This window comes from Hymenobacter coalescens (assembly GCF_054783195.1).
This window is the reverse complement of record NZ_BAAGRA010000019.1, coordinates 517,865-530,059: the sequence shown is the minus strand read 5'-3', so window position 1 is coordinate 530,059 and position 12,195 is coordinate 517,865. Positions and strand designations below refer to the sequence as shown.

Below are 12,195 nucleotides of genomic sequence, written 5' to 3'. Positions count from 1 at the left end.
TGGGTGAACTTCCCAACGGCCAGCGGCGGTTTTAGCAGCCGCAGGCCGCGTGCGGGCCTTGGCCGCCCGCCCTGCCCGGACCGGTTTTGAAAATTATCGGGTACCTTTACCAATCCCTATGACAGGCAAGCGCGTAAGCCTGTTATAGCCAAACACCCACTGCGGACTCCCATGCTCAATTCGCTTTTCCTGATCGGCAACTTCGGTACGACCGAGATTCTGCTGATCGTTTTCATCATCATTTTGCTGTTCGGTGCCAAGCGCATTCCGGAGTTGTTCCGCGGTATGGGCCAGGGCATGCGCGAGTTCAAGGACGCTTCCAAGGAGCAAAAACCCGAGTACCGCGACCAAAACCCGGACTACCGCGACCCGCAGCAGCCGCGTTCCTAACCGCTAAGCTTCGTCTGTCATGCAAACACCCTTTTTGCTTTTCCTAGGCGACCTTGGAGGTGGTGAGATTATGCTCATCATGGTCGTCATCCTGATTTTCTTCGGGGCCAACAAGATTCCGGAGCTGGCGCGGGGCCTGGGCAAGGGCATCCGCGAGTTCAAGGATGCTTCCCGCGAAATCCGCAGCGAAATCGAAAGCGCCGGCCAGCCGGGCTTCCAGCCGCAAAACAACTACCAGCAGCCGGCCGCGCCGCAGGTGCCGCCCACGGCGGCCGCCCCCATCGCCTACCAGCCCACCGGCCTCGATCAGCCCGATGCGGCCCCGGTAGCTGCCCCCGAGCAGCCCACGGTCACGCCCGCCGGCCTGCCCCACGAATCGAATACTTCGGCCAAGTCGATTTAATTTCGAACTTTCGCCTCCTGACTTTTGACGGCCGCCGCGTACCCCGCGGCGGCCTAGCCTTTTCCCTCCAGCCCTGCCGCGCGCCGCGGATTGTTTGGCCTACGACATGAAACGCTTTAACTCCCTCACGGAAGTTCGTAACGAGCTGACCGCCGGTACCCTTACCTGCCGTCAGCTCGTTGAGTATTACCTGGATAACATCGACCGAAAGGCGCACCTGAATGCCTTCTTGGAAGTGTGGCCCGACGAAGCCCGGCAGCAGGCCGACGCCGTCGACGCGAAGCTGGCGGCCGGCACGGCCGGCAAGCTCGCCGGCATGGTTATCGGCCTGAAGGACGTGCTGGCCTACGAAGGCCACGCCCTGCAGTCCAGCTCGCACATCCTCGACGGCTTCAAGTCGCTGTTTACCGGCACGGCCGTGCAGCGCCTGCTCGACGAGGACGCCATCCTGATCGGCCGCCAGAACTGCGACGAGTTTGCCATGGGCGCTTCGAACGAGACGTCCTACTTCGGCCCGGCCCGCAACGAAATCGACCCGGAGCGCGTGCCCGGCGGCTCCTCGGGGGGCTCGGCCGTGGCCGTGCAGGCCGATATGTGCCTGGCCTCCATCGGCTCCGATACCGGCGGTTCGGTACGCCAGCCGGCCTCGTTCTGCGGCGTCGTGGGCCTAAAGCCCACGTACTCGCGCGTGTCGCGCTACGGCCTGGTGGCGTACGCCTCGTCGTTTGACCAGATCGGGCCCATCACCCGCTCGGTGGACGACGCCGCCCTGCTGCTGGAAGTAATGGCCGGGCCCGACGAGTTCGACTCGACGGTAAGCCAGGAGCCGGTGCCGGCCTACTCGCAGTTGCTGGAGCCCCAGGCGCATTACCGCATCGGCTACATCCGCGACACGCTGGAGCGCCCGGGCCTCGCGCCCGCCATCAAGCAGGCCACGGAAGGCGTCATCGAGCAGCTGCGCGGCCAGGGCCACGTGGTGGACGCGGTGGACTTTCCCTACCTCGACTTCATGGTGCCCACGTACTACATCCTGACCACGGCCGAGGCCTCCTCGAACCTGGGCCGCTACGACGGGGTGAAGTACGGCTACCGCGCCGGCGACGCCACCGATCTGGAGTCACTCTACAAAAAATCGCGCAGCCAGGGCTTCGGCCAGGAGGTGCAGCGCCGTATTCTGCTGGGCACCTTTGTGCTGTCGGCCGACTACTACGACGCCTACTACACCAAGGCGCAGCGCGTGCGGCGCCTCATCAAGGAGCAGACCGACGAGCTGCTGCGCCAGTACGACTTCCTGATTCTGCCCACGGCGCCGTCGACGGCCTTCCGCATCGGGGAGAATACGAAAGACCCGCTGGCTATGTATCTTGCTGATATCTTTACCGTTCAGGCTTCCCTGGCAGGGGTACCGGCCGTGTCGGTGCCCGTGGGCCACGATCAGCAGGGCTTGCCCATTGGCTTGCAGGTGCTCAGCGGCGCGTTCCGCGAAGCCCAGATGCTGGCCTTTGCCAAACACCTGACCGAATCGGTGGGAGCCGCCGCCCCCGTAGCCCCGTAGTCGCATGAAAAAAACGCTCCGTGCCTCCGCATTCCTGTTGATGGCAGCCGCCTTTGCCCGCTCCGCGGCTGCTCAGACGACGCTGCCGCCGCTGGTGATGCCGGAGGCCGGCGCGAGCGACGACACCACCCGCCGCGTGAGCCTGGAGCTGCTGCCCGATTCGCTGGCCGCCGAGCCGGTGCAGATCGACTCGGTGCGGCTGGCCTGGCTGCAGGCCCCGCCCGAAGTGCGCGACCTGATCTGCGACCGGGTATCGTGCTTCGATACGGAGGCCCCACACGCGGTCAATAGCACGGTGCTGGCCCACATCAACTACTTCACGCTGCGCAACCGCAACTACATGCAGCGGGTGTTGGAGCGCGAAAACCTGTACTTCCCGCTGTTCGAGAAGTACCTGGCCAAGTACAACCTGCCGCAGGACCTGAAGTACCTAGCCGTGGTGGAGTCGGCCCTGATTCCGACGGCCAAGTCGCGGGTAGGCGCCACCGGGCTGTGGCAGTTTATGGGCCCCACGGCCGGCGACCTGCGCCTGCGCCGCGACGAGTGGGTGGACGAGCGGATGGACCCCGAAAAGGCCACCGAAGCCGCCTGCAAGCACCTGCGCTACCTCTACGGCATGTTTCATGACTGGGAGCTGGTGCTGGCCGCCTACAACTGGGGCGGCGGCAACGTGCAGCGGGTAATGAAGCGCACCGGCAAGCGCAATTTCTGGGATATGTACCCGTACATGCCCAAGGAAACCCGCAACTACGTGCCCTCCTTCACGGCCATCATGTACGCCATGAAGTACGCGCAGCAACACCAGCTGCACTCGCCGGAGCTGAAGTACCAGTACGCGCAGCCCATGGACACGCTGCAGCTCAACGGGCAGCCCTTCGACGTGATGCGCCTGAGCCAGGCGCTGAGCCTTGATTCGGCCGCCATCGGGCGCTTCAACCCCGAACTGCGCCGGACTTTTCTACCCCTGGGTTACCGCCCCTACGCCGTGAAGTTTCCGGCTTCGCTGCGGCCGCAGCTGCAGGAAGTCGACCGCAGCACCCTGTTTACCTACTGCCTACCCCAGGCCTCGCTGCCTACGCCGATAGCGCCGCTGCCGCCCCGCCTGGAAGGCGTGGAACCCTTCCCCACGGCGCTGATGGCAGCCAACACCAGCCGCCGCTCCCGCCCGGAAACAACCTCAGCGGCTGCCACCGAAGCGCCGCGCACGCGTCGCAAGGTGCATACTGTGAAGCGCGGACAGACGCTGGCCGAGCTGGCCGATTGGTACGGGGTGTCGCAAGCGCAGCTGCGCCGCTGGAACAACCTGGCCAAGGGCCGGGTCCTGAAGCCCAAGCAACAGCTGGTGGTGTTCTTGCCCGCCAAGGAATCGGACCCCACCCCTACCGCCGTGGCAACCCGCCCGGCCGCCGCGCCCGCCGTGGCAGCCGCGCCGCGCACGCCCGCCGAAATGGGCGTGAGAGTTACCAAGCGCCCGGTAGCAGCCAAGCCGGTGGAAACGCAGCCCGAGCTGGCTGCCGTGGATAATGCCCCTGAGGAGCCCGTAGTGGCGCCCGAGCCCCGAGCCGTAGCCCGCACGACCGCACGCCCGGCCAGACTGGAAAAGGACGCAGCGACGACACCGGTCAATGAGCCAAGCGCCGTGGAAACGGCCAAGGAGCAAGCCACCGCCCGCGTAGCCGCAGCCACGGACTACGTGGTGCGCCGGGGCGACCACCTCACCAAGCTGGCCCGCGAGCAGGGCCTGTCGGTGGAACAGCTGATGGCTTGGAACAAGCTGCGCTCAGAGGTGGTCACGCCTGGGCAGAAGCTGCGCCTCACGCCGCCGGCCGACGCGGAAGCCGTTGCCAGCGCCGAGCCCGTGAAGCCTACCTCCGCGTCCCGCCCGGCCCCGAAGCCGAAAGCAGAGAAGCCCGCGCCGTTTCCTGAGCAGCGCGTGCACATCGTGCAGCCCGGCGATACGCTCTATAATATCTCGCGCCGCTACCAGGGCCTGACGGTGGAGCAACTCCGCAAGCTCAACCACCTCAAATCGGACGAGGTGAAGCCCGGACAAAAACTCATTGTGGCTAGCTAAACGCCTTTGGCCCATCAGCAAAACGGCTCCGCCTGCAGAGGCGGAGCCGTTTTGCTGATGGGCCATTCGCTCGTTCAGGCCGGGCAGACGGTTTTCAACCCGCCAACAGGACAGGGCAGCACAGCAACCGGCAAGGGTTGGGCGACTTGCTTCACCAGAGTTGCTGGCACGCACAGCGGCCGCCGAAACCGGCGGCGGAGCCAGTATAGTAGCCTGTTGCAGGGTAGCTTTTGCTGCGCTGCGGCCTTTGGATGGCGCCCAGCTCTTCTGCATCCGGGCCACACCTGATGCTGCCAATGGTTTTCACCTATAATTCAGGACGGTACAGGACGCTTGCGCCTGTGGGATGTGGGAGCTTACGCTGCTCTGGAGCCCCCGAGCCGGCGCCTGCAGACTGCAGCGCTGGATGCACCCCCACTTCCAATTCATCCTGTATGCTTACAAGCTTACCGCGTATTCGTCCGCTCTTAGTAAGCGGTATTGCCGCTCTGCTGCTCGCCGCCCCGGCGCACGCGCAGAAACACCTGGAAAAGCTCAACCGCGGCGTGGTAGCCGTGCGCACCAACCCGGGCGAGGTGTACGTAGGTTGGCGCCTGTTCGGCACCGACCCGGCGGGCATTGCCTTCAACGTGTACCGCAACGGGCAAAAAGTCACCCCGGCACCGCTGACGGGCGCCACCAACTTCGTCGACCAGGCCGCGGCCGATGCGGTGTACACCGTGCGGCCCGTGGTAGGCGGCGTGGAGCAGGCTGCCTCGGCCTCGGCCTCTACGTGGGCCCGGCAGTTTAGGAGCATTCCGCTGCAGGTGCCGGCCCCGGGCGTGACGGCCCCGTACCGCGTCACCAACAACCGCGTGGTGGAGGACTACCCCAACGGGCAGGCCTATACCTACTCGCCCAACGACGCGTCGGTGGCCGACCTCGACGGCGACGGGGAATACGAAATCGTGCTGAAGTGGGACCCGTCGAACGCGCGCGACAACTCCCAGGCCGGCTATACCGGCAACGTGTACATCGACGCCTACAAGCTGAACGGCACCCGGCTGTGGCGCATCGACCTGGGCCGCAACATCCGGGCCGGGGCGCATTATACCCAGCTGATGGTGTATGACCTGGACAGCGACGGCAAAGCCGAAGTAGCCGTAAAAACCGCCGATGGCACGGTGGACGGTACTGGAGCCGTCATCGGCAACCCGGCCGCCGACTACCGCGTGACCACGTCGGGCACCAGCCTGGGCTACGTGCTGTCGGGGCCGGAATTCCTGACCATTTTCAACGGGCAGACCGGGGCGGCCATGGCCACTACGAACTTTCTGCCCGAGCGCGGCGCGGTGTCGAGCTGGGGCGATTCGTACGGGAACCGCGTCGACCGCTTCGTGTCGGCCATTGCTTACCTCGACGGGCAGCGCCCCAGCCTGGTGATGGGCCGGGGCTACTACACCCGCCTGGTGCGCGTGGCCTGGGACTGGCGCAACGGCCAGCTTACCAACCGCTGGGTGTTTGACAGCAACGCGCCCGGCAACAGCGCCTACGCCGGCCAGGGCAACCACCAGCTCACCGTGGGCGACGTGGACGGCGACGGCAAAGACGAGGTCTGCAACGGGACCAGCGCCATCGACGACGACGGGCGCGGGCTGTACGCGAACGGCTCCGGCCACGGCGACGCGCTGCACATGACCGACATGGACCCCACCCGCCCCGGCCAGGAAGTGTGGCAGTGCCAAGAAGAACCCGCCAAGTACACCACCCGCGGCGGCGGGCTCCAGCTGCGCGACGCGCAAACCGGGCAGCTGATCTGGGGCGTGGCCTCCACCGGCGACATCGGCCGGGCCATGGCCGCCGACATCGACCCGCGCTTCCCCGGCTACGAAATGTGGGGCTCCACCGGCGGGCTGTACACCTGCACCGGCCAGCAGATCGGCACGACCCGGCCCAGCGTCAACTTCGGCCTGTGGTGGGACGGCGACCTGCAGCGCGAGCTGCTGGAGTCGTCGTACAACGCCACCTCCGACTTCAGCACCGTGCGCCTGGATAAGTGGAACTACGCCGCCAACCGCTCGGACCGCCTGCTCACGCCCAGCCTGCCCGAAAACGGCGGCGGCCAGACCAACAACACCACCAAAGCCAATGCGTGCATCACCGCCGACCTGCTCGGCGACTGGCGCGAGGAATTCGTGCTGCGCTCGGCCGACAACCGCAGCCTGCTAATTTACACCACCACCATTCCCACGGGCGTGCGCCTGCCCACGCTCATGCACGACGCGCAGTACCGCGCGCAGGTGGCCCTGCAAAACTCGGCCTACAACCAGCCGCCGCACCCCAGCTTCTACCTGGGCGAAGGCATGACGGCTCCCACGTACAACATCACGCTGACCAGCGCCGTGGCGGCGCCTTGGGTGAACCAAGTCGCCAATGTGGCCCCCGGCAACGGCGCGGGCGTGCACGCCGACGACATCCGCCTCGACTGGGAGGGCGCGGCCGAACGCTACAACGTGTTTGTGGGCACCTCGCCCGGCACCCTGCAGCTGGTGGCCGAAGGCATCACGCCCTCGGAGTACACGCTGGCCGGCACCACGGCCCTGGGCACCTACTACTGGCGCGTAGATGCCGTGAAAGACGGCGACACCGTGCGCGACGGGGAAGTAGCCACCGGCGCGGTATGGTCGTTTCAGGCCCGGGATCAGCTGCCGCCGACGGTGCTGACCCGGAACATTACCGTGACCCTGGCCGGCGGCGTGGCCACCATCGCGCCCGCCGACGTGGACAACGGCAGCTCGGACGCCTACGGCCTGGCCTCGCTCACCCTCGACCGCAGCACGTTCGACTGCACCAGCATCGGCGACCAAGTGGTGACGCTCACCGCCACCGATAACCACGGCAACACGGCCAGCGCCCCGGCCACCGTGACGGTGCTGGGCAGCATTCCGCAGCCGACCATCGGCGTGACGCCGGCCAGCGCGGTGTATACCGGCGGCGTGGCCGCCATGCTCTACCTGGGCTACGGCCCGCAGAGCCTGACGCTCACCGCCACCGACGGCGCCTCCTACCGCTGGAGCCCGGCCGCGGGCCTCAGCAACGCGGCCATTGCCAACCCAGTCTTCCAGGCCACGGCCCCCGGCACGTACACCTACACCGTGACGGCGACTAGCCCCACCGGCTGCACCGCCACGGCCCAGGTAACGCTGACCGTGGTGGACGCGCGTTGCGGCAATAAAAACGACAAGGTGCTGGTGTGCCACAACGGCCAGCTGCTGTGCATCGCCCCGAGCGCCGTGCCGGCACACCTGGGCAACCACTCCGGCGACCAGCTCGGCAGCTGTGCCCCGACGGGCGCTGCCCGCGCCAGCGTGGCAGCGGGCGGCACGGCCTCGGAGCAGCTGCAGCTGATGGCTTACCCGAACCCGGTGGGCGAGCGGGCGACGGTGCGCTTCCGCTCCAAGGAGTCGGGCGCGGCCCGCATGGTCGTCTACAACGCCATGGGCCAGCTGGTGGCCACGCTCTACGACCAAGTGGCTGAGGCCGGACGGCAATACGAGCTGACGCTGGACGGACGCCCGTTGCCGGCGGGTCTCTACACCTGCCGCCTTAGCCAGAACGGCCGGACGCTGACCCAGCGGTTGACCATCGTCAAGTAACATCCGCCGATTAAGCCCCGCCCGGGCGCGGCTAGTCCCCTACAAGTGTGTTGGCAGCTTCGGAAGCTATCCGGAGTGGTCAACACACTTCTTTTTTGGCCCCAGGATCTGCTTGGCACCGGCAGCTTCAACGGCTTCCGTAAGCGTTCCACGGCTCCGGATCAATCACATCTTTTGTAAAGTCTAGTAATCAGCGCGTTAATATTTATCCGCAGCAAAGCATCACCGGGACCCCAGCCGTGGCACACCGATTGAAAGTGCCCGCCACGCACTTTTCTGCCCGTCTGAACTATGAAACAACGCTTCTCCGCCCCTCTGCTCGGCACCGCCGGCACCCTGCTCCTGCTGCTCGGCTCGGCCTGCAGCTCTGACCCCGCCACCGAGCCCCAGCCCGCCCCGGCACTGCCCCCGGCCCCGGCTTACGCCCTTAACCGCTCCTTCCACTACCCCGCTTCGACGATGACCAGCGCCATCAGCTACGCCCCGGCGGAGCTGCGCGGCAGCGGCCTGCTGCGCGAAAACCTCAGCCTGGAGTTTACCCAGGACGGCAACGCGCAGCAGGATATGCTGTTTTTCACCATCGAAGCGGGGCAGCTGCGTCCCGGCCTTACTCACGCCTACACGCTGCAATCGACCAGCGTGCCGGGCGGCACGGCGCAGGTGCGCTACGCCTTCACCGGCCGCGCGGGCAGCACGGCTTGGGGCCGCACGTACGCCAGCAGCTTTACCGATCTGGAGGGCACGCTCACCATCAGCCAGTACGACGCGGCCCAACGCCTGATCAGCGGCTCCTACCGCGTGCTCGTGCCCGACGTGGCCGACCCGCTCAATTCCGCTCCCGTCGATCAGGGCAAGGCCCGCTGCCGCATCACGGTGAGCGGCAGCTTCGAAAACCTGGTGCTGCGCTAGGGCCGCGCGCGGGGCGGTGCGGCCCGCGGGCCAAGCAGGCGGATGGCGCTATATAGCCCGTTCAACAATGGCCGGGGTTTTGATTCCGCTTAATTTCGCCCCAACTTGCTTAACGGCGCTGCCTTCAGCGGGTGGCGCCGTTTTGCTTTTGATTTGCCCCTATGCTGAAAATAAACAAGGAAGACGCGCTTAACTACCACCTGCAAAACCCCGCCGGCAAGATTGAGGTGGTGCCCACCAAGCCCGTCAGCACCCAGCTGGACCTGGCCCTGGCGTACTCGCCGGGTGTAGCCGAGCCCTGCAAGGCCATTGCCGCCAACCCCGACGACGTCTATAAGTACACCGCCAAGGGCAACCTCGTGGCCGTTATCAGCAACGGCACGGCCGTGCTCGGCCTCGGCAACATCGGCCCCGCCGCCTCCAAGCCCGTGATGGAAGGCAAGGGCGTACTGTTCAAGAAATTTGCCGGCATCGACTGCTTCGACATCGAAATCGACGCCACCGACCCCGACGAGTTTATCCGCGTGGTGAAGGCGCTGGAGCCCACGTTCGGCGGCATCAACCTGGAAGACATCAAGGCCCCGGAGTGCTTCGTCATCGAGAAGGCCCTGCGTGAGCAGATGAACATTCCGCTGATGCACGACGACCAGCACGGCACGGCCATCATCTCGTCGGCAGCCCTGCTGAGCGCCTTGGAGGTGGTCGGCAAGAAAATCGACGAAATTCAGGTGGTCGTCAGCGGCGCCGGCGCGGCGGCCATCAGCTGCCTGCGCCTGTACCTGGAGCTGGGCCTGAAGCGCGAAAACGTGGTGGTGTTCGACAAAGACGGCATCATCAACGCAGAGCGCACCAACCTGGCCGAGCTGCAGATGCAGTTTGCCACCCAGCGGCCCATTACCTCGCTGGCCGAAGCCTTGGAGGGCGCCGACTTCTTCCTGGGCCTTTCCGCCGGCAACGTGCTGGCGCCCGAGCTGCTGCTGAAGATGGCCCCGAACCCCATCGTCTTCGCCCTGGCCAACCCCGATCCGGAAATTGCCTACGAGCTGGCCCTGGCCACCCGCGAGGACATCATCATGGCCACCGGCCGTTCCGACCACCCGAACCAGGTCAACAACGTGCTGGGCTTCCCCTACATCTTCCGCGGGGCCCTGGACGTGCGCGCCACCGAAATCAACGAGGCCATGAAGCTGGCCGCCGTGCACGCCCTGGCCGAGCTGGCCAAGGAGCCCGTGCCCGACATCGTGAACAAGGCCTACGGCGACAACACGCTGAGCTTCGGCCGCACCTACCTGATTCCGAAGCCGCTGGACCCGCGCCTGATTACCACCGTGAGCCTCGCGGTAGCTAAGGCGGCCATGGAAAGCGGCGTGGCGCGCCGCGACATCACCGACTGGCACGCCTACGAAGACGAGCTGCGCGCGCGCCTGGGAGTCAACCAGAAGCTGATGAACCGCATCACCTCGCGGGCCCGCTCGGCCCCCAAGCGCGTGGTATACCCCGAGGCCGACAACTACAAGATCCTCAAGGCCGCCCAGATCGTGCACGACGAGGGCATTGCCCACCCCATCCTGCTCGGCAACCGCGAAAAAATCGAGCAGATTGCCCGCCAGAACTCCCTGGACCTGGAGGGCTGCGAGATTATCGATATCCTGCAGGACGAGCAGAAGCGCAACGAGTACGCCGAGCTGCTGTTCCGCAAGCGCCAGCGCAAGGGCATCACGCTCTACGAAGGCAAGCGCCTGATGCGCGAGCGGAACTACTTCGGGGCCATGATGCTCGACAACAACGAAGCCGACGCCTACATCACCGGCCTCACCAAGGATTACGGCAAGAGCATCCTGCCCGCGCTGCAGATCATCGGGGTGGAAGACGGCGTGCAGCGCGCCGCCGGCATGTACATCGTGCTCCACAAGAAGGGCCCGTTCTTCTTCGCCGACACCACCGTAAACATCGACCCGACGGCCGAGCAGCTGGTGGACATCATCGGCCTGACGGCCCGCGCGGTGCGCTTTTTCGACACGGAGCCGCGCATCGCGGTGCTGAGCTACTCCAACTTCGGCTCGAACGTGGGCCCGCTGCCCGACAAGATGCGCCGGGCTACGGAGCTGGCCAAGCGCCGCTTCCCCGACCTGCTGCTCGACGGCGAGATGCAGGCCAACACGGCCCTGAACCACCAGCTGCTGAAGGAGCACTACCCCTTCTCGGAGCTGGCCGAGAAAGGCGCCAACACGCTGATTTTCCCCGGTGTCACGTCCGGCAACATCGCCTACAAGGTGCTGCAGGAAATCGGCGGGGCCGAGGTCATCGGGCCGGTGCTGATGGGCATGCGCAAGCCGGTGCACATCCTGCAGCTCGGTGCGTCGGTGCGCGACATCGTGAACATGACGGCCATTGCCGTATCGGACGCGCAGACCTATAACCAGCCGCTGTAACCAGTTGCTGCTCAAGCGGCTGAAAGGACGTTCCGCTCAGCCCATGGCTACTTTTTTTAGCGTCCTGAAAAAGGTATTGCGTCAAGGAATTTCTCGCTGCAATACCTGCGTTGCGAGTTACGGCCGGCAGTCCGGGCAGCTATTTTTCCCAGCTGCCGGCCCTTACTTCCTAACTTCTTTAGCAAGCGTATGATTGCATACCTCGACGGTAAACTGGCCTACAAAGACCCGGCACAAGCCATCATTGATGTGCAGGGCGTGGGCTACGAAGTGAAAATCTCGCTGGCCACGTACGCCAAGCTGCCGGCCGAAGGCGAAAAGGCCAAGCTTTACACCTACCAGCACATCAAGGAGGACGCGCAGGCGCTCTACGGCTTCCTCGACCCGAACGAAAAGGCGCTGTTCATGCACCTGATTTCGGTGTCGGGCATCGGGCCGGGCACGGGCATTGTCATCGTCTCGTCGATGTCGGTGGGCGAAATCCGGCAGGCCATCGTGCAGGAAGACGTGCGCTCGATTCAGGCCATCAAGGGCGTGGGGCCCAAAACCGCCCAGCGCATCGTGCTGGACCTGCGCGACCGGCTGCGCAAGGACGAGTTGCTGGCCAAAGCGGGCGTGGAGACCGTGCCGCTGGCCCGCCAGCACAATACCAACCGGGCGGAAGCGTTAGCCGCGCTAGTGACACTGGGCTTTGCGCGGGCTGCCGCCGAGAAGACGCTGGATGGTATTCAGCAGAAACACGGCAACGACCTGAGCGTGGAGGAATTAATTAAATTTGCTCTTAAGTCGAATTAGGT

Annotated in this window: 8 protein-coding genes; all 8 read left to right on the top strand. The window is 65.5% G+C overall.

From position 1 onward, the window contains the following. Positions 1-171 precede the first annotated feature (171 nt). The 8 genes from tatA to ruvA all read left to right on the top strand — a co-directional run bounded on the left by tatA (position 172) and on the right by ruvA (position 12,193). Positions 172-390: a twin-arginine translocase TatA/TatE family subunit gene (gene tatA / locus ACYVKQ_RS18610; protein WP_460676857.1), complete on the top strand. Its 219-nt coding sequence runs from the start codon at positions 172-174 to the stop codon at positions 388-390. Between the two features lie 19 nt (positions 391-409). Beyond that, positions 410-793, top strand: a complete 384-nt coding sequence (locus tag ACYVKQ_RS18605) for a Sec-independent protein translocase subunit TatA/TatB (RefSeq protein WP_460676856.1) — start codon at positions 410-412, stop codon at positions 791-793. Positions 794-899: 106 nt separating this feature from the next. Next, on the top strand, positions 900-2,348 hold the full coding sequence (gene gatA, locus ACYVKQ_RS18600) for an Asp-tRNA(Asn)/Glu-tRNA(Gln) amidotransferase subunit GatA (protein ID WP_460676855.1): 1,449 nt from the start codon (positions 900-902) through the stop codon (positions 2,346-2,348). A 4-nt stretch (positions 2,349-2,352) separates the two neighbouring features. Continuing rightward, a complete protein-coding gene (locus ACYVKQ_RS18595; protein ID WP_460676854.1) occupies positions 2,353-4,422 on the top strand; it encodes a LysM peptidoglycan-binding domain-containing protein in 2,070 nt (689 codons plus the stop codon). A gap of 434 nt (positions 4,423-4,856) precedes the next feature. Next, complete coding sequence (locus ACYVKQ_RS18590) at positions 4,857-8,057, top strand: rhamnogalacturonan lyase family protein (RefSeq protein ID WP_460676853.1); 3,201 nt, start codon at positions 4,857-4,859, stop codon at positions 8,055-8,057. A 291-nt stretch (positions 8,058-8,348) separates the two neighbouring features. Further along, entirely contained in the window at positions 8,349-8,966 is a 618-nt protein-coding gene (locus ACYVKQ_RS18585) for a hypothetical protein (protein ID WP_460676852.1), read from the top strand. Between the two features lie 161 nt (positions 8,967-9,127). Further along, positions 9,128-11,398: an NADP-dependent malic enzyme gene (locus tag ACYVKQ_RS18580; RefSeq protein WP_460676851.1), complete on the top strand. Its 2,271-nt coding sequence runs from the start codon at positions 9,128-9,130 to the stop codon at positions 11,396-11,398. A 189-nt stretch (positions 11,399-11,587) separates the two neighbouring features. Further along, positions 11,588-12,193, top strand: coding sequence for a Holliday junction branch migration protein RuvA (gene ruvA / locus ACYVKQ_RS18575; RefSeq protein ID WP_460676850.1), 606 nt, complete (start codon positions 11,588-11,590; stop codon positions 12,191-12,193). Positions 12,194-12,195: the final 2 nt, after the last annotated feature.